32 protein-coding genes are annotated in these 26,073 nt (G+C 67.0%); 15 read left to right on the forward strand and 17 right to left on the reverse strand.

All coding sequences use genetic code 11. From position 1 onward, the window contains the following. Positions 1-3 precede the first annotated feature (3 nt). Entirely contained in the window at positions 4-471 is a 468-nt protein-coding gene (locus ACTWPB_RS02095; protein ID WP_446224051.1) for a DUF1877 family protein, read from the reverse strand. Positions 472-509: 38 nt separating this feature from the next. Continuing rightward, positions 510-902 carry a DUF1877 family protein gene (locus tag ACTWPB_RS02100; RefSeq protein ID WP_446224052.1) on the reverse strand — a complete coding sequence of 131 codons (393 nt, stop codon included), beginning with the start codon at positions 900-902 and terminating at the stop codon, positions 510-512. 159 nt (positions 903-1,061) lie between these two features. Between ACTWPB_RS02100 and ACTWPB_RS02105 the strand changes: the two genes are divergently transcribed. Then, positions 1,062-1,709 (forward strand): vWA domain-containing protein, encoded by a 648-nt coding sequence (locus ACTWPB_RS02105; RefSeq protein WP_446224053.1) that lies wholly within the window; start codon positions 1,062-1,064, stop codon positions 1,707-1,709. A gap of 4 nt (positions 1,710-1,713) precedes the next feature. Here ACTWPB_RS02105 and ACTWPB_RS02110 read toward each other — a convergent pair whose 3' ends face one another. The 4 genes from ACTWPB_RS02110 to ACTWPB_RS02125 all read right to left on the reverse strand — a co-directional run bounded on the left by ACTWPB_RS02110 (position 1,714) and on the right by ACTWPB_RS02125 (position 4,464). Beyond that, positions 1,714-2,025 carry a helix-turn-helix domain-containing protein gene (locus tag ACTWPB_RS02110; protein ID WP_446224054.1) on the reverse strand — a complete coding sequence of 104 codons (312 nt, stop codon included), beginning with the start codon at positions 2,023-2,025 and terminating at the stop codon, positions 1,714-1,716. Next, positions 2,018-2,284: a type II toxin-antitoxin system RelE/ParE family toxin gene (locus ACTWPB_RS02115; protein ID WP_446224055.1), complete on the reverse strand. Its 267-nt coding sequence runs from the start codon at positions 2,282-2,284 to the stop codon at positions 2,018-2,020. Before ACTWPB_RS02115 ends, ACTWPB_RS02110 begins: the two co-directional genes overlap by 8 nt. Positions 2,285-2,384: 100 nt before the next feature. Next, a complete protein-coding gene (locus ACTWPB_RS02120) occupies positions 2,385-3,110 on the reverse strand; it encodes a response regulator (protein WP_446224056.1) in 726 nt (241 codons plus the stop codon). Positions 3,111-3,159: 49 nt separating this feature from the next. Next, a complete protein-coding gene (locus tag ACTWPB_RS02125; protein ID WP_446224057.1) occupies positions 3,160-4,464 on the reverse strand; it encodes a sensor histidine kinase in 1,305 nt (434 codons plus the stop codon). Positions 4,465-4,681: 217 nt separating this feature from the next. On the opposite strand from ACTWPB_RS02125, the gene ACTWPB_RS02130 reads away from it, so the two are divergent. The 4 genes from ACTWPB_RS02130 to ACTWPB_RS02145 all read left to right on the forward strand — a co-directional run bounded on the left by ACTWPB_RS02130 (position 4,682) and on the right by ACTWPB_RS02145 (position 7,637). Then, positions 4,682-5,581, forward strand: a complete 900-nt coding sequence (locus tag ACTWPB_RS02130; protein WP_446224058.1) for an ABC transporter ATP-binding protein — start codon at positions 4,682-4,684, stop codon at positions 5,579-5,581. Beyond that, positions 5,578-6,438, forward strand: coding sequence for an ABC transporter permease (locus ACTWPB_RS02135; protein WP_446224059.1), 861 nt, complete (start codon positions 5,578-5,580; stop codon positions 6,436-6,438). Before ACTWPB_RS02130 ends, ACTWPB_RS02135 begins: the two co-directional genes overlap by 4 nt. Positions 6,439-6,696: 258 nt before the next feature. After that, positions 6,697-7,143, forward strand: a complete 447-nt coding sequence (locus ACTWPB_RS02140) for an SRPBCC family protein (RefSeq protein WP_056818993.1) — start codon at positions 6,697-6,699, stop codon at positions 7,141-7,143. Between the two features lie 56 nt (positions 7,144-7,199). After that, on the forward strand, positions 7,200-7,637 hold the full coding sequence (locus ACTWPB_RS02145; RefSeq protein ID WP_446224060.1) for an OsmC family peroxiredoxin: 438 nt from the start codon (positions 7,200-7,202) through the stop codon (positions 7,635-7,637). Positions 7,638-7,699: 62 nt separating this feature from the next. Here ACTWPB_RS02145 and ACTWPB_RS02150 read toward each other — a convergent pair whose 3' ends face one another. From ACTWPB_RS02150 to ACTWPB_RS02165, 4 genes are all read right to left on the reverse strand, one after another. Beyond that, complete coding sequence (locus ACTWPB_RS02150) at positions 7,700-8,152, reverse strand: hypothetical protein (RefSeq protein ID WP_446224061.1); 453 nt, start codon at positions 8,150-8,152, stop codon at positions 7,700-7,702. A 36-nt stretch (positions 8,153-8,188) separates the two neighbouring features. Further along, positions 8,189-8,974: a CbtA family protein gene (locus ACTWPB_RS02155; RefSeq protein ID WP_446224062.1), complete on the reverse strand. Its 786-nt coding sequence runs from the start codon at positions 8,972-8,974 to the stop codon at positions 8,189-8,191. Next, a complete protein-coding gene (locus ACTWPB_RS02160) occupies positions 8,965-9,165 on the reverse strand; it encodes a CbtB domain-containing protein (RefSeq protein ID WP_019044677.1) in 201 nt (66 codons plus the stop codon). The genes ACTWPB_RS02155 and ACTWPB_RS02160 overlap by 10 nt, the downstream gene beginning before the upstream one ends. Positions 9,166-9,391: 226 nt before the next feature. Then, positions 9,392-9,715, reverse strand: a complete 324-nt coding sequence (locus ACTWPB_RS02165) for an antibiotic biosynthesis monooxygenase family protein (protein WP_446224063.1) — start codon at positions 9,713-9,715, stop codon at positions 9,392-9,394. A 162-nt stretch (positions 9,716-9,877) separates the two neighbouring features. Here ACTWPB_RS02165 and ACTWPB_RS02170 point away from each other — a divergent pair, with 162 nt between their 5' ends. Further along, on the forward strand, positions 9,878-10,621 hold the full coding sequence (locus ACTWPB_RS02170) for an alpha/beta fold hydrolase (protein ID WP_446224064.1): 744 nt from the start codon (positions 9,878-9,880) through the stop codon (positions 10,619-10,621). Positions 10,622-10,742: 121 nt separating this feature from the next. Here the strand turns inward: ACTWPB_RS02170 and ACTWPB_RS02175 are convergent, their stop codons facing one another. Continuing rightward, positions 10,743-11,621: an A/G-specific adenine glycosylase gene (locus ACTWPB_RS02175; protein ID WP_446224065.1), complete on the reverse strand. Its 879-nt coding sequence runs from the start codon at positions 11,619-11,621 to the stop codon at positions 10,743-10,745. A 90-nt stretch (positions 11,622-11,711) separates the two neighbouring features. Between ACTWPB_RS02175 and ACTWPB_RS02180 the strand changes: the two genes are divergently transcribed. Both ACTWPB_RS02180 and ACTWPB_RS02185 read left to right on the forward strand, forming a co-directional pair. Further along, the gene (locus ACTWPB_RS02180) at positions 11,712-12,335 is read left to right on the forward strand and encodes a carbonic anhydrase (protein ID WP_446224066.1); all 624 of its coding nucleotides are present in this window, start codon (positions 11,712-11,714) and stop codon (positions 12,333-12,335) included. An 81-nt stretch (positions 12,336-12,416) separates the two neighbouring features. After that, positions 12,417-13,091 (forward strand): hypothetical protein, encoded by a 675-nt coding sequence (locus ACTWPB_RS02185; protein ID WP_446224067.1) that lies wholly within the window; start codon positions 12,417-12,419, stop codon positions 13,089-13,091. Positions 13,092-13,246: 155 nt separating this feature from the next. Here ACTWPB_RS02185 and radA read toward each other — a convergent pair whose 3' ends face one another. Together radA and ACTWPB_RS02195 are read right to left on the reverse strand one after the other, a co-directional pair. After that, a complete protein-coding gene (radA, locus tag ACTWPB_RS02190; RefSeq protein WP_378962695.1) occupies positions 13,247-14,647 on the reverse strand; it encodes a DNA repair protein RadA in 1,401 nt (466 codons plus the stop codon). Between the two features lie 81 nt (positions 14,648-14,728). Further along, positions 14,729-15,457 carry a hypothetical protein gene (locus ACTWPB_RS02195; protein WP_446224068.1) on the reverse strand — a complete coding sequence of 243 codons (729 nt, stop codon included), beginning with the start codon at positions 15,455-15,457 and terminating at the stop codon, positions 14,729-14,731. Between the two features lie 351 nt (positions 15,458-15,808). Here ACTWPB_RS02195 and carD point away from each other — a divergent pair, with 351 nt between their 5' ends. From carD to rlmB, 5 genes are all read left to right on the forward strand, one after another. Next, complete coding sequence (gene carD / locus ACTWPB_RS02200) at positions 15,809-16,297, forward strand: RNA polymerase-binding transcription factor CarD (RefSeq protein ID WP_019044685.1); 489 nt, start codon at positions 15,809-15,811, stop codon at positions 16,295-16,297. A gap of 11 nt (positions 16,298-16,308) precedes the next feature. Next, positions 16,309-17,055 carry a 2-C-methyl-D-erythritol 4-phosphate cytidylyltransferase gene (ispD, locus tag ACTWPB_RS02205; RefSeq protein WP_446224069.1) on the forward strand — a complete coding sequence of 249 codons (747 nt, stop codon included), beginning with the start codon at positions 16,309-16,311 and terminating at the stop codon, positions 17,053-17,055. Continuing rightward, on the forward strand, positions 17,052-17,519 hold the full coding sequence (ispF, locus tag ACTWPB_RS02210) for a 2-C-methyl-D-erythritol 2,4-cyclodiphosphate synthase (RefSeq protein WP_446224070.1): 468 nt from the start codon (positions 17,052-17,054) through the stop codon (positions 17,517-17,519). The genes ispD and ispF overlap by 4 nt, the downstream gene beginning before the upstream one ends. 132 nt (positions 17,520-17,651) lie before the next feature. Further along, on the forward strand, positions 17,652-19,037 hold the full coding sequence (gene cysS / locus ACTWPB_RS02215) for a cysteine--tRNA ligase (protein ID WP_446224071.1): 1,386 nt from the start codon (positions 17,652-17,654) through the stop codon (positions 19,035-19,037). Positions 19,038-19,131: 94 nt separating this feature from the next. Then, complete coding sequence (gene rlmB / locus ACTWPB_RS02220; RefSeq protein ID WP_446224072.1) at positions 19,132-20,121, forward strand: 23S rRNA (guanosine(2251)-2'-O)-methyltransferase RlmB; 990 nt, start codon at positions 19,132-19,134, stop codon at positions 20,119-20,121. A gap of 207 nt (positions 20,122-20,328) precedes the next feature. Here rlmB and ACTWPB_RS02225 read toward each other — a convergent pair whose 3' ends face one another. Together ACTWPB_RS02225 and ACTWPB_RS02230 are read right to left on the reverse strand one after the other, a co-directional pair. After that, positions 20,329-21,312, reverse strand: a complete 984-nt coding sequence (locus ACTWPB_RS02225) for an IS4 family transposase (protein ID WP_446226212.1) — start codon at positions 21,310-21,312, stop codon at positions 20,329-20,331. Continuing rightward, a complete protein-coding gene (locus ACTWPB_RS02230) occupies positions 21,313-21,663 on the reverse strand; it encodes a transposase domain-containing protein (RefSeq protein ID WP_446224073.1) in 351 nt (116 codons plus the stop codon). A gap of 212 nt (positions 21,664-21,875) precedes the next feature. Between ACTWPB_RS02230 and ACTWPB_RS02235 the strand changes: the two genes are divergently transcribed. Next, positions 21,876-23,531 carry an ISAzo13 family transposase gene (locus ACTWPB_RS02235; RefSeq protein ID WP_446221582.1) on the forward strand — a complete coding sequence of 552 codons (1,656 nt, stop codon included), beginning with the start codon at positions 21,876-21,878 and terminating at the stop codon, positions 23,529-23,531. 204 nt (positions 23,532-23,735) lie between these two features. Then, positions 23,736-24,014: a DUF4190 domain-containing protein gene (locus ACTWPB_RS02240; RefSeq protein ID WP_446224074.1), complete on the forward strand. Its 279-nt coding sequence runs from the start codon at positions 23,736-23,738 to the stop codon at positions 24,012-24,014. Here the strand turns inward: ACTWPB_RS02240 and ACTWPB_RS02245 are convergent. Further along, on the reverse strand, positions 23,913-24,821 hold the full coding sequence (locus ACTWPB_RS02245; RefSeq protein WP_446224075.1) for an enoyl-CoA hydratase/isomerase family protein: 909 nt from the start codon (positions 24,819-24,821) through the stop codon (positions 23,913-23,915). The genes ACTWPB_RS02240 and ACTWPB_RS02245 overlap by 102 nt on opposite strands. A 14-nt stretch (positions 24,822-24,835) precedes the next feature. Beyond that, the gene (locus tag ACTWPB_RS02250; protein WP_446224076.1) at positions 24,836-26,011 is read right to left on the reverse strand and encodes an acyl-CoA dehydrogenase family protein; all 1,176 of its coding nucleotides are present in this window, start codon (positions 26,009-26,011) and stop codon (positions 24,836-24,838) included. Between the last annotated feature and the right edge of the window lie 62 nt (positions 26,012-26,073).

The raw sequence follows: 26,073 nt of genomic DNA on the forward strand, positions 1-26,073 counted from the left end.
GGCCTAGCCGAGATATTGGACGAGGCAGGACTTCCGGTCGGCGGCATACTCGAACAGGGTCACCATGCCGTCGAAGTGGTGCTCGAGGTCTTTGCGCCAGTCATCAGGGTTCGATGCCCAGCACCGTGGATAGATGCCCGCCTCGTCCATCCGTGCTGGGTCGTATTGCGCATCGAGCTGGTCGAAGGTGACTATGCGTAACTGTTCGGCCGTGCGCCGTACCAGATCGGCATTCCACCCGAAACTGTGTCCGTCGGCATCCAGCTGCTCCGCCGAGTACACCAAATCGACGCCGGAGCCGGCCATCTCGAACAAGTAGCTCAGCCCGTGCCATACCTTGTCGAGCGACCCACTCGGCTTTCCTTCGGGCTGCACGACCTCGAAGATCCCGGTCTGCCCCCACTCCGCGTCTACTCGTGCCCGAGCCAGGTCATCCTCGCTGACCAGCTGGAAGGACATCGAAACACCCACGGTTTCGCCCCTTTCGTTGTTGGTTGTCGCGAAAGCTATCAATGGGCACGGACAAGATCTCTTGCAGACTTCTTGTCGCAGGTCGGCCGACATCGGCCGCGAGACCCGATCCGGCGTACGTCCCCACGCGTACGACCCGGGCGCGGTATTGCTGTCCGGTCTACTCGAATCGGACGAGAACTCGGGAATTCGGTCGTCCAGATACGCGGCTCGCCGTCGCCTGCCCACGGATCGAGATCGCCGAAAAGTTCCAGCCGCACACCGGCCGCCTCGAGCAGGAATCGCAGGGCGTCCCAGGCCTTATCGATGCCGCCTGAGGGTTCGCCGGCACGGTCGAGGCCCTCAAGTAATTCGAAGGCCGCTTCGGCATCCTCGGTGATGCGTGCGGCGTCGGCGTCGGAGATGCGGTGGAACGCGAGGACTGGACCCATGGGTGGTGGTGCCTTTCGGGCGGAGTGGCCGGATCGTGGTGACGGTAGAAATCGCACCTTGGCGATACCTTGGTGACTTCTTTTCGCCGGTCCGACGGGTCTATTTCGCGGCGTACCGTGGGAATTGCTTATCCAACCGACACGGGGGTGTTCGCACACATGACTGATTCCGATCGCACACTGATCGCCGTTCTGCTCGACCGTTCGGGCTCGATGCAGACGATCAAGGCCGATACCGAAGGTGGGTTGGCCGCCTATTTCGAACAGCAACGCACGGTGCCGAAGGAGATCGAGGTCACACTCGCTCAGTTCGACACCACCTACGACGTGGTTTATGCGAATGTGCCGCTGGCTCAGGTGCCGGCGCCGAGCTTGCACCCGCGCGGCGGGACCGCGCTCTACGACGCGCTCGGCAAGCTCGTCACCAGCGTGGGCACCGAACTGGCCGAGCGCCCCGAACACGAACGTCCCGGCACCGTGATCGTCGTGGTCCTCACCGACGGCCATGAGAACTCCAGCCGCGAATGGACCCACGCCGCGGTGAAGTCCCTCATCACCCAGCAGCAAGATGTCTACAACTGGACCTTCGTCTTCCTCGGCGCCAACATGGATGCCGTCGAAGTAGGCTCCAACCTCGGCTTCGACCCCGGCTCGGCCATCACCTACGCCCCGGTCGCAGGTGGCGTCCGAGGAGCCTTCGACGCCCTGTCCGCCTACTCCACCCGCGCCCAAGCCGCCCCCGCGGGCGCCGCCCGCCGCGCCCGCTTCTCCGCCTCCGAACGCAAGCAAGCAGACCAGGGCAAATAGCCCTCTACGCCGCGTCGACCTTCTCGAATCGCGCGACGAACCGGACTTCGAGGGCGTGCGCCAAACGCTCGAGCATGCCGATAGTCGGTGTCCCGCCCTCGGATTCGAGCCGTGAGACCTCGGGTTGACGCAGCCCGGCCCGTTCGGCCAGCTGTGTCTGCGTCAGCCCGAGTTCCAGCCTCCGTTCGCGAATGGCTTCGGCCAGTTCGATCGCCAGAATCGCCTCGGCCCGCCCGGCCGCGTACTCGCCCGCGTCGAACCCGGGACTGCTCATCCGCTCACGGCGCAGGTCGTCCATCGATGGGTGCTCAGTCATGATCGGTTACCTCCTGTCGAAATCTGTGTGGGCACAACCATGTTCCGATTCGCATACCTTGCGAAGTGCCTTGGCCCGCGTTACATCGCCGGTCTCCCGTCTTGCGGAAAACAGTCAGCAGCACGATGCGACGACCCGGAGCAAGCCAGTAGGTGATTCGGAATTCTCGCGGGTGAAGGTGAAAGCGGAGTTCGCGCACCCCATCGCCAAGATTGCGTGACCACGGTTCAATCAGCGTGGTTGCCCGTTCGGCAAGCATGCCCACATACACGTCTACCTGGGCGTACTCGCGTGGAGTCAAGGAGCGCAGCCATCGGGCTACCTCGGGTTCTAGTCGATCCTATATAGCAATGGTGGCATTACTGCCAACCTGGGCGGACCAGGCCTGATTCGTAGGCGAGGACTACGAGTTGGGTGCGGTCCCGGGCGGCGAGTTTGGTGAGGATTCGGCTCACGTGGGTGCGGGCGGTGGCGGGGGACATGGAGAGGCGGGCGCCGATTTCGGCGTTGGTGAGGCCCTCGGCCACCAGGGTCATCACCTCGCGTTCGCGGTCGGTGAGTTCGGCGAAGGCGGCGGGGGGTGGTTGTTTGGCGTGGGTGGAGAACTCGGCGAGCAGGCGGCGGGTGACGCCGGGGGAGAGCAGGGCGTCGCCCGCGGCTACGACGCGGACGGCGCGTAGCAGGTCGGCGGGTTCGGTGTGTTTGACCAGGAAGCCCGCGGCGCCGGCGCGGATCGCTTCGAAGACGTATTCGTCGAGTTCGAAGGTGGTGAGCACGACGACGCGGACCGGCGCGAGCTGGGGGTCGTCGGCGATCATGCGGGTGGCGGCGAGGCCGTCGAGGATCGGCATGCGGATGTCCATCAGCACCACATCCGGGACCAGGGCGCGGGTCATCCGGACTGCCTGCTCACCGTTTTCGGCCTCGCCGATGACTTCGATGTCGTCCTGGGCGTCGAGCAGCGCGACGAAACCTCCGCGCACCAAAGCTTGATCGTCGGCGACGAGGAGCCGGATCTTCGCTGGACCCGCACTGATCGGGGGCAGATCGGCTCGATCGCTACCTGGGGAGTCGGGGGCGCTCATGTGGTGTCCGTTCGGCGGGTCTCGGGCGCTGCATCCGGGCTGTGGCCGCTCATGCGCCGGCTTCCTTTCCGGAGGTCGCGCGCGAATCGGCCGGGCCGGGCCGCGCGCCGGTTGCCGAAGTCGCAGGTCGAGCGGGCAATCTGGCCGCCACCCGGAACCCCCCGGATGGTCGTGGCCCTGCTGTCAGCGCTCCACCCAGCGCGTGCGCCCGTTCCCGCATTCCGATGATCCCGTTGCCGCCGATCCCGGTTCGAACAGCGCTGCTGGTCGGCCGGGTGTTGTCGACGGTGATGTCCACCGATTCCGGTGTGTACCGCAGCGTGATCAGCGCGCTCGCGCCGGGCGCGTGCCGCACCACGTTGGTCAGCGATTCCTGCACGATCCTGGCCGCCGCCACATCGATCACGCTGGGCAGCTTCTTAGGCGTACCGATGATCTTGGTGTCGACGTCGAGCCCGGTCGCGCGGGTGCGCTCGAGCAGGGTATCGAGGTCGTCGAGGGTCGGCGCGGGAGCCCGCGGTGCGGGGCGCGGCGGCGGAGGAGGAGGAGGAGAATCATCGGCGTTACCATCATGTTCCGGGTACTCCGGCACCACCGCCGCGCCGCTGCGAATGGCGTGCAGCAGCGTATGCACCTCGGCCAGCGCCTCTTTCGACGTCGTCTTGATGGTCGCCAGCGCCGCGGCCGCCTGCTGCGGCTTGCGATCGAACAGCTCCAGCGCCACCGACGACTGCACATTGATCAGCGAAAGGCTGTGTGCGAGAACATCGTGGAGTTCCCTGGCGATGGCCAACCGCTCCTCGGATGCCGCCCTGGCCTGCTGCGCCTGTTCGTCGCGCTGGGCCGCCTCGGCGCGCTGCTTGCGCGCGAGCACCACCGCGCGCCGCTGCCGCACCCCCTCCGCGATCGCGACCAGCACGCCCATCCAGGCCAGCAGCCCGAATATCTGCCACGCGTCGGAGTGCTGCCCGAGCAGGGCGGGCAACGGCCACACCATCGTCAGGTAACCGATCGCGACCACCGGGTATGTGTGCCAGCGTGATCCGGTGACGGCTGCCGACAGGAAGGCGATCACCAGTGAAAGGAAGATCGGCCCGTAACCGTAGTCGCGCAGCGCATACGTCACCGCGGCGACCAATGCCACCAGCAGCACCGGTTCGGGCAGCACCCGCCGGAAACCGAGCGCGATCGGTCCCGCGAGTAGCAGCAGGTACGCGAGAGCGTCCAGCGACCGCACCCCGGTTTGATGCGAATTCGCACCGGAACTACCGGCCAGCTGGATCACCGCGACCACCACTGCCAGGCCCCAGTCCTGAACGACTGAGCCACGCTCCCACTTCGCAGACGTTCCCACGGGTCCAACCCTATTGCGTACCCGAGTCACCCGCGTCGGCCTGCGCACGTATTTCCTGCGAGAGGCGCACTGGGCCACCGCTTCGGCCGGTCAGCAGGCCCTTCGTGCCGGATACTCGTCGGCGCTGCCGACTACCTGCTGTAGTCCGCGCGGCGTAGCACGATGCACGCCGCAGGACGGATGCCACGGCAGCCCATGAGCGCGGATTCTGAGTCCCATGAACGAATCGATCGTGGTCACCACCGAGTTGACCAAACGCTATGGCGAGCACCTCGCGGTGGACGCGGTGAGCATGCGGGTCGCGGCCGGGGAGATCTACGGATTCCTCGGCCCCAACGGCGCGGGCAAAACCACCACGTTGCGCATGCTGGCCGGTCTCATCCGGCCCAGTGCGGGCACCGCGACCGTCCAGGGCCGCACTCCGGGCGACCCGGAGGTGCTGCGCCGGATCGGCGTGCTCATCGAGGGCCCCGGCTTCTACCCCTACCTCTGCGGCCGCGACAACCTGCGGGTCCTGGCCCGTTATCGCGGCCACAGCAATGCCGAGGTCGAGACGGCACTCGAACGCGTTGGCCTGGCCGACCGGGCGGGCGACCGCTTCCGCACCTATTCGCTCGGCATGAAACAGCGTCTGGGCGTGGGCGCGGCCATGCTCGGCGACCCGGACCTGCTGATCCTCGACGAACCGACCAATGGGCTCGACCCGGCGGGCCTGGCCGAAATGCGGACGCTCATCACCGATCTCGCGGCCGACGGTCACACCGTGCTGCTGTCGAGCCACCAGCTCACCGAGGTGCAGGAGATCTGCCACCGCGTCGGGGTGATCTCCGGTGGGCGCCTGCTCGCGGAGTCGACGGTCGCCGAATTGCGTGGCACCGCAACACTGTTCGTGCGCGCCGAGCCCGTCGACGTGGCTCTCGATGCCGTGCGCGCGGTCACCGATGCCCCCGCACGGGCGGGCGCGGATGGAATCAGAGTCGAAACCAGCGCCGTGATGGCGCCGGAGGTGGCGCGAGCTGTCGTGTCGGCAGGCGCGGACCTGCTCGAACTGCGGGTTGACGAGAAATCCCTGGAAGAAGTGTTCTTCGAGATGACAGCTGTGGAGGTAGCGAAATGAACGCCATGACAAGGGATCTCACCGCGAGCATGCGCGCGGAAGCGGTCCGCCTCGGTCGCTGGCCCGCCTTCTGGATCGTCCTGGGCACCTGGATCCTGCTCAACCTGACCTTCGCCTACCTCTTCAACTACCTCGCCTACACCTCCGGCGAAAACGGTGCGATGTCGGACGGGCTACCCCGCGACGTCCTCCTCGGCCAACTCATGCCCGCCGCCGTCCCCGAGGTGTTCACACAGGGCATGTCGATGTTCGGCGGCGCGCTGGTGCTGATTCTCGGCGCCCTCGCGGTGGGCAGCGGATATGGCTGGGGCACGTGGAAAACCGTGTTCACCCAGGGGCCGAGCCGCGCCGCGGCGGTGGCGGGACTCCTGATCTCGCTGCTGGCAGTGGTGCTCGCTCTGGTCTTGGTCGCCTTCGCCGTCGATATCGGCATCGCCACCGTGATCGCGGCCGGCGAATCCCAGCCGATCATCATGCCTTCGCTCGACGATTCCCTCGTCGGAATCATCACCGGTACGGCCATTCTCGGTATGTGGACCCTCGCCGGCGCCCTCATCGGTGCCATCGCCCGCGGCCCCGCCCTGGCTGTCGGCCTCGGGCTGGTCTGGGTGCTGGTCGTGGAGAATCTGCTCCGCGGCGTGGCGGGCATCTTCGGCCCGATCGAAGCGGTCACCAACTTGCTCCCCGGCACGGCCGCGGGCTCGCTGGCCGGAGCGATGCGCACGGTGGAGGGCCCAGCCAACCCCGGCGTTCTCGACATCCTCACCCGCGGCGAATCTTTCGCTCTCCTGGCCGTCTACGTGACGGCCTTCGCAGGCGGCACGATCTGGCTCATGACCCGCCGCGACCTCACCTGACCCGCGCCTGCGAGCACCGCCTCAACCCCGGCATCATCGGCGACGATGCCGGGGTTGTTGCCGAGAAACTAAGGCGCACCGAGGATTCGGTGGACCAGCGTAGACACGCCCGCGGTGATCTGCTCGGGCGACAACCCCCGTTCGCGTTGCTGTCGCTGATCCTCGGCGGCATTGTGCTCGCACCCGTGACGAATCCCGAGTAACGCTGTCGCGCACCCGATGCGAGGATCGGCCGGTCATGACCGGTAAGGTCGGCTGATGGACCAGCCAGTTCGCCCCCCGGACCTGTCCACGCGGCCACATGAGCTCACGGTCGAGCGCGTGATGAAAGCCTCGCCCAGCCTGCTCTACGCGGCCTGGACCCAAGGCATGGACCTGTGGCTGGCCGTCCCCGGATCGGTGCTGATGCGTCCCGCGGTCAACGAGCCCCTCTACTTCGACACCGGCTCGCCCGAGAAACGCAACCCCCATTACGGCCGCATCCTGCTGCTCGAGCCGAACCGGCGCATCGAATTCACCTGGGTCACCGCCGCCACCGACGGCGTCGAAACCGTGGTCGCCGCCGAATTCCTCAAGCAGCCGCGCGGCATCCGCCTGCGCCTACGCCACTCCGGGTTCCCCACCGCGGCGATCCGGGATCTGCACAAGCAGGTCTGGCCGGACAAACTCGAGCGTCTCGACGAAATCACCAGCGCGACCGTGTGAACACCCGAGTAGGTTCGTCCTCGAATGCAAGACAAACTCGAACCGAAAGGATCGCGATGCCGACTCGTAGCGCACGCACACTCTGGTCAGGCGGACTGCAGGACGGGTCCGGGCAGGTCGAACTGGTCAGCTCGGGTGTGGGCAAGTTCGATGTGAGCTTCCCGCGCCGGGCGGCCGACACGGCCGAGGGCACCAGCCCGGAGGAACTGATCGCGGCGGCGCATTCGTCGTGCTACTCGATGGCGCTCTCGGCGGAGATCGCCAACGCCGGTGGGACGCCGGAAGGACTGGACGTCAACGCCGATGTGACGCTCGCGCCCGACCCGGCCGGTGGTTTCCAGATCAGCAAGATCAAGCTCACCGTGCGCGGACGTGCGTCGGGGCTCGACGCCGATGGGTTCGCCGCGGCTGCCCTCGCGGCCAAGAACGGTTGCCCGGTCAGCAAGGCGCTCGCCGGTGTGGCCGAAATCGAACTGGACGCGGCACTGGCCTGACCTCGCGAACGGCCGTCCGATAATCAGAAACTGATCATCGGACGGCCGTTGTGCTGGGTGGCTCAGCGCTGGGTGAACCAACGATGGGCGGCCGGGGTGTACATGGCGGGGATCGCGATGACGACCGCCAGGATGTGGACGGTTCGGCAGCCCGCCAGCACGATCGAGCTGGGGGACATGCCGTCGAACAGCGTCGTGTAGTCGTCGGTGGACAACACGACCGCCAGTGGCTCGATGATCAGCGAGACCAGGCCGACCACACCGATGCCGGCGGTCAGCAGCGCGCGGGCCACCCGGCTGCCGTTCAGCATGTACAGCGCCACCCCGGCGACCGCCAGGTAGATGGCGAGCCGAGGTAGCAAACCCGTTGCGGTGGCGCCGAATTCGTCGCCACCACGAACGGCGCGTAACAGTCCTTCGGCAACTCCAGCCGCGAGTGCGGTGATGAGTCCGCCGAAAGCGACATGCACGGCGCGGGGGCGAGTGCTGGAAACAAGAAAGGCAGTGCCGGTCATGACGACGACACTGCCGTTCTCAGCCGCTCGCGAGGATCACCCTGCGGTAGGAACCTGATCCACTACCGCAGTGCTACGCCGCGAAGCGAATTCCGTGAGCGCGGCGAAGGCCAGCCCCAAACTCACCCAAAGGGTGGTGGTTTCGGCCAGCGAGGCCACCCGGAAATTCCACAGCAGGGTGGCCGGGAAGTCGTCGGTCACCTCGTTCACGCCGGGCAACAGCACGTAACCGACGGTGGTGACCACGACGAACGCACCCACACCGGCGATGAGCCGCAGCGTGTCCGACGCGGTGAGCGCACGGTAGGCCGCGACGCCCGCCGAGACGGCCAGCAGGCCGAGTACGACAGCCCCGACCCACAGCCACGTGCGGTCGTTGATGGTTTCCGGATTACCTACCGCGGGTGGGTTGGCCGGATATTTGAAGAACGGCACCGCCACGATCGCCGCCCACCCGAGCACGGCCGAGGTCAGCGACAGTTGGGGCCCCGACAGGTTCGTGAACCGGCGAGCCACATTCACCGCAGCAGCGAACAACGCGCCGAACGCCATGCCGGCCAAGCCCAGCGCGAGGAACTGACCTGCCTTCTGTCCCGACCGGCTGACCAGCGGTTCTTCCTCGTCGCCGTGCGAATGGCCCTGCGGCTCTGGTGCTTCGTGGCCGTGTTCGGCGGGAGCGGCCGCGGCCTCTTCGATGGCGATCGCGGCGTCCACCTGGGGCTCGCCGACGAAGTAGCCCACTGTCGCGGCCAGCAGGCCGGCGATCAGGCCGGCCAGCAGGCCGCGCAACAGCAGGGTCTTGAGTGATCCGATCAGTGGCACGGAACACCCAGCAGGTGACGTCCGTCGTGCATCAGCTCGTGCAGGAACATCCCGCTACGCGAGACGGCCCCCTGGTCGAAACCGACCAGGTACAGGGCGAGCAGTGCAAGCAGGACGACGCCGACCGTGACGAGCACGGTTGCGAGGGTGTCGAGGCCGGTAGACCGGCTGGGTGAATGCGCGATAGCCATTCGGGTCCTCCTCTAGGGATACGCGTCCCACGGTTGAAGTGTGGCGCGAAGGTGCCGGTGTCTGGCTCTCCGGCACCGGGGACCCGGTGCGTGGATACAGTGGCGCGACCGCTCCGGATTCACACCGGCTTACCGCGCACCCTCGCGGATGTTTCCCTCGAACTGTGACAGCCGCGAGCTGCCCACGTCAATACGCGCAACCGCATGTCCAGCGGAAACGCCGCTGTCAGCCCTTCGCGGGCACGTCGAGGACGACCTCGAACTCGAGCAGCGAGGCACCCGTCGACACCGGCTTGGGACGCTCGCCGTCGCCACCGTTCCCGGCGTGCGCCGCGCGGGCCGGACCGTCACGCCACGCGGCGAACGATTCCTCCGAATCCCATTGCGTCACCACGAAATACCGGTTGTCGCCGGCGACCGGGCGCAGCAACTGGAAGCCGAGGAAACCGGGCGAGTTCTCCACCGCGCCCGCGCGCGCGGCGAACCGCTTCTCCAGCTCGGGGCCCGCGCCCTCGGGAACTTCGATCGCATTGATCTTCACAACAGCCATGGAGACAGTATCTCTGCCGGCTGGCGCCGGGTGTTCGCGGCCCTGGCGGGCCTCGATCTTCCCTCCGGGTACTCCTTCGTCGCACCCTCCACTCAGTCCAGATCGAGGCGGGCCGCGAACTCGCCTCCGGCGATGTGACGGAGCTGGGGCAGTATCGGAGGTGTGTTGAACGACGAAGGTGGGTCCGGCGCCCCGATCCTGCTGTTGCACGGGCTGATGGGGAGTGCGCGGACCTGGGCCGACCAGGTGCCGTGGTTGCGCGGATACGGGCACGTCTACGCCGTCGACGCGGCCGGGCACGGTCGGCCCACCCCCGCCGAGCTCACGACGGAGGCGTTCGTGGCCGACCTGGCCGAGCGCACCGCCGCGATCACCGAACCGATGGTGATCGTCGGGCATTCGATGGGCGCGATGCACGGTTGGGTCTTCGCGGCGACCTATCCCGAGCGGGTGCGCGCGATCGTCGTCGAGGACATCGCCCCCGATTTCACCGGCCGCACCGCCACCCACTGGGCCGAGCTGATCCACTCCTGGCCGCAACCGTTCGCCGGCGAGCAGGCGGTGCTCGACTATTTCGGCCCGGTCGCGGGCACCTACTTCCTGCGCGCCTTCACCGCCGCGCCCGACGGCTATCGACTACACGGCGAAGTGGAAACCTTCCGGGCGATCTCCGAAGAGTGGGGCACCCGCGATTTCTGGACCGAGTGGAAGTCGCTGCGGGTGCCCGCGCTGCTCATCGAAGGCGAGCACACCATCACACCGCCGGGCCAGATGCGCACGATGGCCGAGGTGCATCCCGATGCGGAGTACGTGCGCATCGCCGGAGCCGGGCATCTGGTGCACGACGAACAACCCGAGGCGTATCGCGAACACGTCGGCCGGTTCCTGCACCGCGTGACCGGCTGAACCATCAGGTAGAGGTCTGGCCACGCCGGGAATATCGCGATCGACCAGCGAGGTCGGCGGTACTTCCTTCGCCCGCGAGCAACCGTCATCGGTCCGGTCCACCTACCGGCGCGGTGGGTGGTTATCCGGCGGCGCCGCCCTCGCCCGCGAGTGCGAACAGCCCTTCGTCGGTCTGCTCGATCAACCCGTCTACCAGCAACGAGTCCAACGCCCGCGCGCGCTGACCGGGATCACGGGTCCACGCCAGGTCGAGGCGGATCCGCTCGACCGGCCCCGACGCGTCGCGCAGTACATCGAGCAGGCGCCCACGGGCCTGGCGGTCGGTGCCCTCGTACTTCTGAACCTTCCGCGCCACCTCGGCGGCGGGTTTGCCCGCCTCGACCCACGCGCAGCTCGGGAGCGGGCAGCGCGTGCAGTCGGGATTTCGTGCCGTGCAGACCAGGGCGCCCAGTTCCATCATGGCCGCCGAGAATGTCGCGGCTCGCGGCACCGGGATCGGCAGCAGGGCTTCGGTCTCGGCGAGGTCGCGCGCGGACGGGTTGCCCGGCTCCCGGCCGTGCACCGCACGCGCGACAACGCGCCGAACATTGGTGTCCACCACGGGAACTCGCTGGCCGTAGGCGAAACAGGCTACCGCGCGCGCGGTGTACGTGCCGATGCCAGGCAGGCTCAGCAGCACGTCGACATCGGCGGGGACCACATCACCGTGCTCAGCCGACAACACCCGCGCGCACTCGTGCAACCGCAACGCCCGCCGCGGATATCCCAACTTGCCCCACGCCCGCAGCACCTCCGCTTGCGACGACGCCGCCATCGCCGACGGCACCGGCCAGCGCGCCACCCATTCGCGCCAGATCGGCTCCACCCGCACCACGGGGGTTTGCTGCAGCATGATCTCGCTCATAAGGATGTGCCATGCGGTCGCCTCCGGCTCGCGCCACGGCAGGGCCCGCGCCGTGTCGCCGAACCAGCTGAGCAGGGATTGCGCGTCGATACTCACCGTTCTCGTTTTCTCTCGGCCAGGCGCACTTTGCCGACGCGTAACGTGGCGGACTGGCTGGTAACCAAGGGCATGTGCACAATGGTCGGTATGCCTGGTTCTAATCCGATAAGCGCCTGGAAGTCGTTGCGCGAAGGCAATGAGCGCTTCGTCAATGACACTCTGCAGCATCCTAGCCAGGGCGCCGCAGACCGAGCCAAACTCGTCAAAGGCCAAAACCCCCACGCGATCCTGTTCGGCTGCGGTGATTCCCGCGTCGCCGCCGAACTGATCTTCGACCAGGGGCTCGGCGACATGTTCGTGGTGCGCACAGCGGGCCACGTCGTGGACAGTTCGGTGCTCGGCTCGATCGAATACGGCGTCGAGGTGCTCAATGTGCCCCTGATCGTCGTGCTCGGTCACGACAGCTGCGGTGCCGTGAAGGCCACCATCGACGCGCTCGACGGCGGCGAGGTGCCCGGTGGGTTCATTCGCAGCGTGGTCGAGCGGGTGACCCCGTCGATCCTGGTCGGACGCCGTGAAGGCCTCAATACGGTCGACGAGCTCGAGGCACGCCATGTGGTCGAGACCAGCAAGCTGCTCTTGCAGCGATCGATGATCATCTCCCAGCGTGTTGCCGCTGGTCAGTGCGCTATCGCGAGCGTCACCTACAAGCTCGAAGACGGTCGGGTGCACCTGCGACAGACCGTCGGCAATATCGGTGAGGTGGTCTGAACCGGGAGTTACACCCGGTTCGGCCCCCGACACGCCGAGGTCATCGAGCGCGCCTCTACGCGCTGCGCTTACCGTTGAGGCGTGCTGGAACCGAATGGACCGCTGTCACCGGAGATCTACTGGCGCCGCCGTGCACTCGCGATCGGCGTCATCCTCGTCGCGCTCGCGATCGTGATCTGGCTCGTCACCATGGTCGCGCGCGGCGGGGACTCGGGTGGGGCCGAGAACGCGGCCGCGACTACCACCACGTCGGCGGAGTCGAGCGCGTCCGAGACGAGCTCGACTCCGAGCAGCGCGTCGAGCGCACCCAGCAGTGGGTCGGCCACGCCGAGCACGACAGCGAGCGCCGCCGGCCAGCCGGTGGCACTGCCGTGCTCGGATCAGTCGCTGGCGCTGAAGGTGACAGTCGGCCAGCCGACCTACCGAGTCGGCGACCAGCCCGCGTTCGGCACCGTGATCACCAACATCTCGTCGGCGGCCTGCTCGCGCGACCTCGGTGCGGGCCCACAGTTCCTCGTCTACACCCTCGACGGGCAGCGCAGGCTCTGGGCGAGCAACGACTGCAACCAGGACGACCAGGCGGAACTGACGCTCGCGGCCGGTGCACAACTCTCGTACAAGGGCACCTGGTTCGGCACCACCTCGCAGCCGCAGTGCGCGGGTGACCGACTGCCGGTGCCCGCGGGCGCGTACATGGTCGTCGCCCAGCTCGGTGCCGTTCGCAGCGCCGCGGAGCCGTTCAACCTCGCCTCGTGATGCCGCGCTCCCGCACGCCGGTGGCATTGTGCGGGTGCGCCATAGGTCACATGTTCAAGTTGGGTTGATTTGCAGTGTTCGCAGGATCGCCGACGCCGTCAATGGACATTGCCGGGGTAATAGGTGATCGGCGCCGAATCGGGCGGTTGCCGGAGTTATTCCACGGCCACCACCTCGCGGGGTGCGCGGGATTTGCGGAGTTCGGCCAATCGCAGCGCCGAGCGCAGATCACCGACCTCGTGGATACGCATCGTGCCGGTCTTGGTTTTCTCCGAACCGGGCGGAACGAGTGCGGTGGTGAACCCCAAACGCTCGGCTTCGGCCAGGCGCCTGCCGAGCCCGGTGACCTTGCGAACCTCACCCGCCAGCCCGACCTCGCCGAGGATCACCCAGCCCGCGGGCAGGGCGATATCGGCCTCGGCGGACGCGATGGCCAAGGCGATGGCCAGATCGGCCGTCGGCTCCAGCAAGCGCATGCCGCCGACGGTCGCCGCGTACACATCGTGCTTGCCGAGGAAGACCCGTCCTCGGCTCTGTAGCACCGCGAGCACCATGGCGACGCGGTTGTAGTCCAGCCCGCTCACGGCCCGGCGCGGCTGCGGAATCTCGGTCTTGACGGTGAGCCCTTGCACCTCGGCCACCAGCGGCCGTTTGCCGTCCATCGCGACGGTCACCGCGGTTCCAGGGACGGTATCGGTGCGATGGTGCAGGAACAACCCGGACGGATCGTCGACGCAGGCGATGCCGTCGTCGTGCAGTTCGAAGCAGCCCACCTCGTCGGCGCTACCGAAGCGGTTCTTGATGCCGCGAACCATCCGCAGCGACGAGTTCTTGTCACCCTCGAACTGCAGCACCACGTCCACCAGGTGCTCGAGTGTGCGCGGGCCCGCCACATTCCCGTCCTTGGTGACGTGGCCGACCAGCAGCACCGCGATCCCGGTCGCCTTGGCCAGTGAGGTCAGCGCCGCGGTGACCGCGCGCACCTGGGTGACACCGCCGATCACCCCGTCCACCTCCGGCGCCAGCATGGTCTGCACCGAGTCCACCACCAGCAGCGACGGCCGCACCTGCTCCACATGCCCGAGCACGATCGACAGATCCGATTCGGCCGCCAGATACACCCGGTCGTGCACCGCCCCGGTCCGATCGGCCCGCAACCGCACCTGTCCGGCCGATTCCTCGGCGGTCACATACAGCGCGGTCTCCTCGCGCGCCGCAGCCCACCGGAACGCGACCTCGAGCAACAGTGTCGATTTGCCGACACCCGGCTCACCCGACAGCAGCACCACCGACCCCGGCACCACACCGCCCCCGAGTACCCGATCGAGCTCGCTCACCCCCGTCGACCGTGCCTGGGTGACCTTGGCGTCGATCTGCGACAGCGGTGCCGCCGCCGTACTGGGCAGCATCGCCCGGCGCCCCGGCGCCGCCGTTGACGCCGAAACGGCCACCTCGTTCACTGTTCCCCAGGCACCACAATCAGGGCACTTACCCACCCATTTGGACACCTCGTGCGTGCACGCGGAGCACCGGAAGACTGCTTTGGTCTTGGCCACAGGCCGCACCCTACGGACCAGGACCGACACAAAGAGAAGAGCCGCCGCGAAGTTCGCGACGGCTCTTCGTTACTGCTGGTCTCAGTGACCGCCGCCTGCACCCTCGGGCGCGGGGCCGGACTTCTCGTTCTCGATGCGCGCGACAGCGGCAGCGTCGACCGGGACCGCCACCTGCACGGTGCCCGCGTCCTTGAAGTTGAAGGTGACGTTGTAGGTCAGGCCGGGCACGATGTCCTTGGCCAGGCCGGTGATCTCGATCGTGGCCGGGTCCTTCACCGGATCGATCGACGGGGTGTCCTGGCCGGCGGCGGCACCGGTCGGCGCGGCCGTTGTGGTGGTGGTCGGCGCGGCAGCGGTGGTGGTCGGCGCCGCCGCGGTGGCGCCGTGGTTATCGTCGGCCGCAGCGGGCTTGGTCTCGCCCGGGCCCACGACCACGGTCTGCTGGGGCTTCAGCACGAACTTGGCGTCGCCGCCAGGCCCGGTGATCTTGATCTGGCCCAGGTCGCTGCTCACGCTGGTCAGCTCGTCGGTGACGGTCTCGCTGGTGTTGATGATCGACAGCGCGATCACCGCCTTGCCACCCTTGTTGTGCTCGGCGGTGGCCTCGGGGTACACGATGTGCACGTTGCGCAGCGCGATGTCGCCGACAGTGGCGTGGTTGCCGTTGACGGCGGCGGCCTGCCTCGAGGTCTGGGTGATCTGGCCGGCACTGCAGCCGGTCAGGGCGATACCCGCGGCAGCGGCGAGCGCGGCAACCGTCACCATGCGACGTCGCGCCGACAGGGCGGTCACAGCTTTCAGGGCAGTCACGGTTTGTCCTCCATGTCGACCGGGCTCACTCCGTCCACCAGGGGATCGGAGGTTAGTAACTAGGCAGCGTAGTAGTTCACTTCGCGCGAGTGACGTTCGGGCCCGCGACGCGCGGGCGCGGAAGTAACAGTTCGGTGTCTCGAGCGCGTTTGCTGGATCGATGCCGGGTTCCCGGCGCGCGATAACCGGTCGCTATGCTGGTGGTTAACCCGTTCTGGCGCAACACAATGCACACCAATTCTGTATTGTCAACCCCTGCGATGGCCTCGTTGTGGCCCTGACCTGCACAGTTGATCGCGCCGTTATCGAGTCGCATGTTAAACTGTGAACATCGAAAGGGGCACGGGACACATGATTTTTAAGGTCGGAGACACCGTCGTTTACCCCCACCACGGAGCGGCGCTGATCGAAGCAATCGAGACCCGCACCATCAAGGGTGTGCAGAAAGAGTATCTGGTCCTGAAGGTTGCGCAAGGCGACCTGACCGTTCGGGTTCCCGCAGAGAACGCTGAATACGTCGGCGTCCGTGACGTCGTCGGCCAGGAAGGTCTCGACCGCGTCTTCCAGGTGCTGCGCGCGCCACACACGGAGGAGCCGACCAACTGGTCCCGCCGTTACAAGGCCAACCTCGAGAAACTCGCCTCCGGCGATGTGAACAAGGTTGCCGAAGTGGTTCGTGACCTGTGGCGTCGTGAGCAGGACCGCGGACTGTCCGCCGGTGAGAAGCGGATGCTCGCCAAGGCTCGTCAGATCCTCGTCGGTGAGCTCGCGCTCGCCGAGGGCACCGACGACGGCAAGGCTGAATCGCTGCTCGACGAGGTCCTCGCCGCGGCCTCCTAGAAATTGAACAAGTGCGACCTGTCGTAGCACTGGTCCCTGCCGCCGGTCGTGGCGTGCGTCTGGGTGAACCCACCCCGAAGGCGTTCGTTCCGGTCGGCGGCACACCTATGGTCCGGTTGGCCGTCGACGGTCTGATCGCGTCCGGTGCGGTGCACCGCGTTGTCGTGGTCGTGCCCGCCGAACTGGTCGAGGCCGCATCCGCGCTGCTGTCCACCACCACCTCGCTGACCGGCGGTTCGATGCCCCCTGTGCCGGTGCAGGTGGTGATTGGCGGCGCCGAGCGCACCGATTCGGTGCGTGCGGGCATCACCGCCGCACCCGACGCCGCGTTCTACCTCGTGCACGATGCCGCACGCGCGCTCACCCCACCGGAGCTGATCGCGCGGGTGGCCGCCGAGCTCCAGGCAGGCAGCCAGGCCGTGGTTCCTGCGCTACCCGTGGTCGACACCGTGAAATCGGTCGACGACGCGGGCATCGTCACCGGGACCCCCGATCGCGCCCACCTGCGCGCCATCCAAACCCCCCAGGGCTTCGCCGCCGATCTGCTGCGCCGCGCCTACGCCGCCGACGTCGGCGCCACCGACGACGCGGGCCTGGTCGAACGCCTCGGTGTCGCCGTGCAGACCGTCCCCGGTGACCCGCTGGCATTCAAGATCACCACCCCCCTCGACCTACACCTGGCCGAGGCGCTCCTCGCCGACGGCAACCGATCCCCGGCCGCCCTGCGGCCCTCGGCCGAGCAGGCGGTTGCCCGATGAGAGTCGGAATCGGCAGCGACGTGCACCCCATCGAGCCGGGACGCCCCTGCTGGATGGCCGGTCTGCTGTTCGCCGACGCCGATGGTTGCGCGGGCCACTCCGACGGTGACGTCGCCGCCCACGCCCTCTGCGACGCACTGCTCTCCGCCGCGGGCCTCGGCGACGTGGGCGCTGTCTTCGGCGTCGGCCGTCCCGAATGGGCCGGTGTCACCGGCGCTGCCATGCTCACCGAGGTTCGCAGGTTGCTGGCCGAGGAAGGCTTCGAAGTCGTGAACGCCGCGGTGCAGGTCATCGGTAACCGCCCGAAGATCGGCCCCCGCCGCGCCGAGGCGCAAAAAGTACTCGGCGAACTCCTCGACGCCCCCGTTTCGGTGTCGGGCACCACGACGGATGGTCTCGGTCTGACCGGCCGCGGCGAGGGTGTCGCCGCCATCGCCACCTGTCTGATCGCAGCATGTTCGTAGCCCCGACGGGGCCCTGAATCTTTCCTACCGCGCAGTGCCTGCTCGCCGATTCGATCAGCCGTTCTATAAACCACGGCGCCACGAACCGGCCGGTCAACCCCACCACAATCCCACCGACTAGGATCGAATGCCGTGACCTTGCACCTTTTTGACACCGACACGCGGACCATGCGGGAATTCACTCCGCTGGTCCCCGGCCGTGCCTCGGTGTATCTGTGTGGGGCCACCGTGCAGGGCCAGCCCCATATCGGTCATGTGCGCAGTGGCGTCGCCTTCGACGTGCTGCGGCGCTGGCTGCTCGCGCACGACTACGACGTGCGGTTCATCCGCAATGTCACCGATATCGACGACAAGATCCTGAACAAGGCCGCCGAAGCGGGCAGGCCGTGGTGGGAATGGGCCGCGACCCACGAGCGCGCTTTCGACTCCGCCTACGAAACCCTCGGCGTCCTGCCGCCCTCGGCCGAACCGCGCGCTACCGGCCACATCACCCAGATGGTCGACCTGATGCAGCGCCTGATCGAGCGCGGCCACGCCTACGCCGCCGATGGCGATGTGTATTTCGACGTGATGAGCTGGCCGAATTACGGCGAGCTGTCCGGCCACCGCCTCGACGACGTGCACCAGGGCGAGACCCCGACCCGCGGCAAACGTGATCCCCGCGACTTCACGCTGTGGAAGGCCGCCAAGCCCGGCGAGCCGAGCTGGCCCTCGCCCTGGGGTCCCGGTCGGCCCGGCTGGCATCTGGAATGCTCCGCGATGGCCGAGTTCTATCTCGGCCCGGAATTCGATATCCATTGCGGTGGCATGGATTTGATTTTCCCGCACCACGAAAACGAGATCGCCCAGTCCAAAGCGGCGGGCGACGGTTTCGCGCGTTACTGGCTGCACAACGGCTGGGTGACGATGGGCGGGGAGAAAATGTCGAAGTCACTCGGCAACGTACTCTCGGTGCCGAATGTCCTCACCCGGGTGCGCCCGGTAGAATTGCGTTTCTACTTGGGCAGCGCGCATTACCGCTCGATGCTCGAATACTCCGACAAGGCACTCGACGACGCGGTCGCCTCGTATCAGCGCATCGAAGCCTTCGTGCAGCGAGTGCTGGACCGAGCGGGCGAGGTGCCGGTCGGAAAATGGACCGACGGATTCGCCGCCGCGATCGACGACGATCTGGCAATCCCCAAGGCGCTCGCCGAAATCCACCACGTGGTGCACGAGGGCAATCGCGCGCTGGAAGCGGGTGCGGTGGAGACCGCGGCGGAACTGGCCGGTCAGGTGCGGGCGATGCTGGGAATTCTCGGCGCCGACCCGCTCGACGAACACTGGTACACCCCCGCCGACAATTCGGCGGCGATCGGCGCGCTCGACGTGCTCGTCCGCACGGAGCTGGATCGCCGGGCGAACGCGCGGGCCGACAAGAACTGGGCAGAAGCCGATGCCGCACGGGATCGGCTCATCGCCGCGGGTATCGAGGTAACCGATACCCCGCAGGGGCCGGAATGGTCGCTGGGCGCATGAGCGAGCGTAGCGAGCGGATCGATGTGTCAGGGCGCGGCGCGCATGCCGCAGCCGAGCGCCAGCGAGGCGTAGGCATGAGCGGAAAGGCGAACTGATGGCAGGCAATTCACAGCGACGCGGAGCAGTACGCAAGGGCGGCACCAAGAAGGGGCAGGTCGCCGGTTCCGGCGGCAAGCATCGCCGCGGGCTGGAGGGCAGGGGTGCGACCCCGCCCGCCGTCGCGCGCACCAAGCACCCCGCCGCCAAGCGGGCCAGAGCGGCTGAGAAGGCCAAAGCCAATGCGGCACAGGGTCGTCCGACCGGCAAGTCCGGTGTGCCGCGCGCCGGCCGCAAGTCCGACGAGGGTCCCGAGTTGGTGCTGGGCCGCAACCCCGTGCTCGAGTGTCTACGCGCCGACGTGCCCGCGACCGCCCTGTACGTGGCGGTCGGCACCGAGAACGACGACCGGCTCTCGGAGAGCGTGCAGCGCGCCGCCGACATGGGCATCTCCATCCTCGAGGTGCCGCGTACCGATCTGGATCGGCTCAGCGCCAACGGTTTGCACCAGGGCGTCGCCCTGCAGGTGCCGCCGTACCGCTACGCCCACCCCGACGACCTGATGGACCGGGTGAAGTCCACCGCCGAGCCCGCGCTGCTGGTGGCGCTGGACAACATCACCGACCCACGCAACCTCGGCGCCGTCATCCGCTCGGTGTCCGCGTTCGGCGGGCAGGGTGTGGTGATCCCGCAGCGTCGCAGCGCGAGTGTCACCGCGGTGGCATGGCGTACCAGCGCCGGTGCCGCCGCCCGGCTGCCTGTCGCGCGGGCCACCAATCTGACTCGCACGCTGAAGGATTGGGCCTCGAACGGCATCCAGATCGTCGGCCTCGACGCCGATGGCGACACCACCCTCGACGACTTCGACGGCAGTGTCCCGACCGTTGTCGTCGTGGGCTCGGAGGGCAAGGGCCTCTCGCGGCTCGTGCGCGAGAACTGCGATTCGATCCTGAGCATCCCGATGGCGGGTCCGGTCGAGTCGCTGAATGCCTCGGTCGCTGCTGGGGTTGTTTTGGCTGATATTGCTCGACAGCGTCGTCTGGGGTGATGTGCCGATTCTGGGTTGAGTAGTCCCAGGCAGGTTTGACGCTGTGTTTATTGGCGCGCTGGCGCGCGCGTGTCCGCGGCCCTGAGGGGCCGCCGGTTAGCGCTCGAGACTAACGCCTTCGGCGTAGCGCTTTCGAGCGCTAACCGGCGGCCCGGCCGCGGACCGGCCACTTCGTGGCCGTCCCTCCCTATGGGCAATGCCGCGCAGTTAAGGCGCCATGGTCGATGTCAACCCGGGTAACTCACACAAGCTGATCGAGATCGAGACAGATGAGTAGTTGGTGCGATCGAGGGCGCCTTTAGCCCGGTGTTTGGACAATGCCCGTTTCACCACGCGCGGGCATTGGCGTGATCGTCGCGGCGGCAATAGCTCGGCCAAGACCGCCGCGCCGATCTTGCCGACGAGGTCGATGCTCGTTCCAGCCACGACACCGGCCGCGTGAACGAGCTGGTCACGAGCGGTATTGACAGCGATACCGAAACTACCCCGCAACGGTGTGACACCGGGATCGGTGAGAGTGGCATCAGCGATAGCGATCCGTAACGCTTGATAGGCGATCAACAACGCATAGACCTCCTGCTCGACTCCGGCGGGAGTCCGAGCGCGTAGCACCCGACCACCGAGCATGCTCGATTTGAGTTCGGCGTAGGCAGTCTCGATCTCCCACCGCTGGTGGTAAAGCCGCACCAACTCCATCGCTGGATAGCGGCGGTAGTCGGTCAGAGTGGTCAGCAACCGGTACCGCACCGTGCGGGCGGCTCCGCCGGTATCCACGACGATCTCGGCGTCGATGACCCGCACCACGACTGGTCCTTTCACGCTGAGCCATGAACCATCGCTTAACCGCTCGATCATGGGCATCGTGTGTCCTGCTTTTCCACGGATCAGCAGGTCAGCTTTCGTTTCCGCGATCGCCCCGATCAACGCCGCGACCGCGAAGTTCCGGTCGGCCAGCACCACCATGCCCTCGCGTAACGAGGCGAAAAGTCTTGGGGCGTAGGCGATCTCGGAGACACCGAAACTACCGAACACGGCATCGATCACGGTGCGGGTGCCACACGCCACCACGGTCACCAATCGAATCATCAGATATCCCGAATCGAGATCGCCGCTGTGTAGTCGGTAGAAGGCGCCACGGTTGGGGTCGCTGTTGGGGACCGACATGGAGGTGCCGTCGATGGCGCAGACCAGCTATCCCCGCCAGCGTGTCGCGCCCGTGACTGGACCGGCGAGTAGACCGAACAACTCTCGTAGCGGAGCGGGCCCGACTCGGCGTCGGGCCTGAGCCAGCGCCGAGGACCCTGGGTTGGCGACAGTCAGCCCGTCCAGACCCGAGACCATCCGCGCCCATACCTGCGTGTATCCGAGCTCGGCGAACAGTGCTGCGGCGATCAGCAGATAGACCACGACTCGGGAGGGCAGCTCGCGGACTCGGGTGGGGCCGGTCGTGGTCGATTCCAACGCGGCATCGACCATCTCGAAGGGCACGATCTGGGTCAGCTCGCCCACATGTCCGGGCGCGAATGCCCCGGACGCGACCATGGACACAGGATTGATGGCAGACTGAGTAGGCAGCGGAACTCCTGGTGAGTGGTTTGTCTTGGAGGACAAAACCTCTCTACCAGTGGTTCCGCTGTTCTAGTTGGTGAATGGTCAAGGCTGACAGGGCAACTCGCTTGACAGGTCTATCCATCCGCTAAGGGCCTGTAATTAATCAACCCGTAACATCCCGAGATTTTGAAAGATGTTGTGGTATGGGTGATTTCGTGGTGACCGTCGATGACCTCGCGTTCAAGTATGAGGTGTTGTTTCCGCACCTGAATGAGCGGCAGCGCCGGTTGCTTCTGGGTGCGGATGCCCGGATGCTCGGGCGGGGTGGGGGCCGGTTGGTCGCCAGTGCGGCCGGGGTACGAGAGGCGACGGTATCGCTGGGGGCGAAGGAGTTGGAGTCCGGGGAGGCTCCGTTGGAGCGGGCTCGTCGGGTCGGGGGCGGCCGCAAGCCCGCGACGGTGGTTGACGAGGGGTTGGTCGCGGCGTTGTTGGAGTTGGTGGAGCCCGATATGCGGGGGGATCCGATGTCGCCGTTGCGGTGGACGATCCGGTCGACCCGCAACCTTGCCGACGAGTTGACGGCCCGCGGGCATCCGGCGGCGGCAGATTTGGTGGGGAATCTGTTGCGGGCGTTGGGTTTCAGTTTGCAGGCCAACGCGAAGACGTTGGAGGGCAAGCAGAGCCCGGATCGTGACGCGCAGTTCCGTTACATCAACGAGCAGGTCAAGGCCCGCCAAGCGGCGGGACAGCCGGTCATCAGCGTGGACACCAAGAAGAAGGAATTGATCGGGCAGTACAAGAACGCCGGTGAGACGATGCGCCGCAAGGGCCATCCGGTCGAGGTCAACGACCACGACTTTCCCGGTGACTCGGGCAAGGTCTCGCCCTATGGGGTCTATGACATGACCAACAACACGGGATGGGTCAATGTCGGCACCGACCACGACACCGCTGCGTTCGCCGTGGAGTCGGTGCGCCGCTGGTGGCGCGGTGTCGGTGCCGCCGCCTATCCCGGCGCTACCGAACTGCTGGTCACGGCCGACGCCGGGGGCTCCAACGGTTATCGCACCAGGGCCTGGAAAACCGAACTCGCCCGGTTCGCGGCCGAGACCGGCCTGAAGGTCACGGTCTGCCATTTCCCGCCCGGCACCTCCAAATGGAACACAATCGAACACCGGTTGTTCTCACACATCTCGATGAACTGGCGGGGACAACCACTAACGAGCCACGAGGTCGTCGTCAACTCGATCGCGGCCACCACCACCCGCACCGGGTTACGGGTTCACGCCGAACTCGACCAGGGCGAGTACCCGAAGGGTGTGAAGATCACCGACGACCAGTTCGCCGCCGTGTCGATCACCCGCCACGACTGGCACGGCGACTGGAACTACACCATCGGCCCCGAACCCGTCCGCCTCATCATGGCTGATGGCGACAGCGCACCCCAACCGACTCGACCCGACACCGCCTGGCTGCGCACCCCAGCACTGACCGGACTGACTCCCCCGCAGTGGGACGCGCTCATCAACAAACTGACCGTGACCCGTCACGCCCAACGCGAACTCCACTTGCATCAGCGACGCGGAGGCACCCGCCAGGCCGCGCCCGGAACCGGCCGCAAATCCGTCCTCACTCTCGAGGATCGTGTCGCCATCACCCTACTTCACCTGCGGTTCGCCACACGCCAACGAGCCCTGGCCGTGCTGTTCGACGTCACCCAGCAATCCATCCACACAACGATCCAGCAGACCCGACCTCTGCTCGACCTGGCCGCACACACCACCGGGCCGACAGGAATCACCCTCGCCGACGCCCAATCGGTCATCCAATACCACGACACCACAACCGAATCCGAGTAATTTCGGGTTAATTAATTACAGGCCCTAACTGCGCGGCATTGTCCCTATGGGTCGGGAGTGCGGTGGTGGGGTTGGGTGGGGTGTGGAAGACGGGGACAGGCTGGTGGGGTCGGGGTGGGGTCTTCTGGGTAGCGGATTTTTTGGGGGCGTACGGGTGGTTGCGTAGTCGCGTCAGCAGCGGTCCGGCACAGTAAGATTCGACGGGTGGCGATCCCTAATCAGCCGATCGGTGAGACGGTCGAGCACCCGCAGGCCAACCTGATCCTTGTCCTCGGGCTGCTCAGCCCGTTCTGCTGCGGGATCTTCGGGCCGGTCGCGTGGGTGCTCGGCAAGCGGGCACTCAACGAGATCGACGCGTCCTACGGCGCGCTCAGTGGCCGCTCACAGGTGGTGATCGGCTATATCGCGGGCATCTTCGGCACCATCTGCATGCTGTTGTTCGCGCTGCTGTATCTGGCCGGTTCCTGCAACGGGAACTTCTGAGTTCAGTCCAGGCTCGCCGCGCTGGCCGGGAGCGTCCCAGGCCGGCCATTCGCCGCTGACACTGCCGGTCCAGTTCGGGGGGCGGCGCTCCTTGAACGCCACCATCGCCTCACCACCGTCGACACTCTTGGAGACCTGGGCGTTGAGCTGGGATTCGAGCTGCCCGACCACCGCGGGCGTCATGCCGAGGCTCTCCCAGATCAGCCGCTTGGTCAGCGCGACCGGCAGGGGAGCGGTGCCGGTGGCGATATCGTGGGCCACCGCCATCGCCGTCATCAGGACTTCGTCGGCGGGCAGCGAGGCATTGGCCAGGCCGAGTGACTTGGCTTCGTCACCGTCGAACGTGCGCCCGGTGAGCATGATGTCGGCGGCATTGGCCAGCCCGGCCAATCGCGGCACCGTCCAGTGCGCGAATCCGTCGGCGAGCACCCCGCGACGCACCTGGTTCAGCCCGTACACCGCGTCGCGAGCGAAATACCGCAGGTCGCATTGCAAAGCCAGCGCCAGTCCGATGCCGACCGCGTGCCCGTTCACCGCGGCGATCACCGGCTTGCGGACCTGCCAGGGCGGCGGATCGAGCGTCGCGCTCACGTCGCCACCACGCGCGGCCAGGTCCGCTCCCGCGCAGAAGGCCGGTGGCGTGCCGGTAATGACCACGGCGCGGATCGCGTCCTCGATATCGCAGCGTCGTAGCGCGGCGCTCAGCTCGGCCGCCATTGTCGGGGTGACGGCGTTCTGCTTGGCAGGTCGGTTGAGCGTCAACAAGGCGACGCCGCCTTCGACATCGACGAGCAATTCCGAACTCATGGGATCGAATCGTACTAGCGACCGGCCAGCAAGTGTCTGCCGATCGCGTACTTGTGCACTTCCGTCGGGCCGTCGTAGAGCCGGAACGCCCGCATATCCCGGAACAACATCTCCACCACCGTCTCGTCGCTGATCCCGATTCCCCCGAGCACCTGCACACACCGGTCGGTGACCTTGAACAGTTCCTCGGACACGTACGACTTCGCCATCGACGACTCGTGCCTGGCCTGCTGCCCCTGGTCCATCAGCCAGCAGGCATGCCAGATGGTCAGCCTGCACTGGTGCAGCGCCACCTCGTTGTCGGCCAGCATGAACGACACGCCCTCGTGTTCGCCGATCGGCTTGCCGAAGGCGGTGCGGGTGCGCGCGTAGTCCAGCGCGATGGACTGGGCGCGGGCGGCGGCGCCGAGCCAGCGCATGCAGTGGGTCAGCCGGGCGGGTGCCAGCCGCAATTGCGCGTACCGCAGGGCTTGGCCGGTGCGGCCGAGCACGGCGGTCGGCGGCAGCGTGAGGTTGTCGAACCGCACCACCGCGTGCCCGCCGACGTAATTGCGGTCCATCGTGTTCATGATCCGCTCGATCACGATGCCCGGCGTGTCAGCTTCGGTGATGAACAGGGTCGGCCCGGCGGGCAGGTGCGGGTTCTCGGCGAGCAGGGCCATGATGATCCAGGTCTTGGCGCCGTCGGCCCCGGTGATCAACCATTTGCGACCGTTGATCACGAAGTTCTCGCCGTCGAAGACCGCCTCGGTGCTGAGCTGCTCGGGATCCGACCCGGCCCCGCCGGGTTCGGTCATCGCGAAAACCGAGCGCTGCTCGCCCCGGATCACCGGCATCAGATACTGCTCGATCTGCTCCGGATCGGCGATCTTGCCGAGCAGGAACATGTTTCCCTCGTCGGGCGCGGCGCAGTTCATCGCGACCGGCCCGAGCGTCGACCACCCCGCCGCCTCGTACACCAGCGCCTGTTCGACATGGCGCAGGCCGAGCCCGCCGTATTCCACCGGCGCCTGCACGGTCAGCAGCTTCTCGGCACGGGCAAGTTCGACGAGTTCGGCCCGCAATTCATCGGTTGGACCATGTGCGGTCAGCCGCGGATCGCGTTCGAACGGCACGATCTGCTCGACGACGAAGGCACGAACCCGATCTCGCAGTGCGGCCAGATCATCCGGAACGGTGAAGTCGATCATGCTGGCCATTCTGCGCGCCGGTCCACGCGGCTCGCGGCCATTCGGTCATCGGTGGCGAGATT

This window comes from Nocardia sp. IBHARD005 (assembly GCF_052814245.1).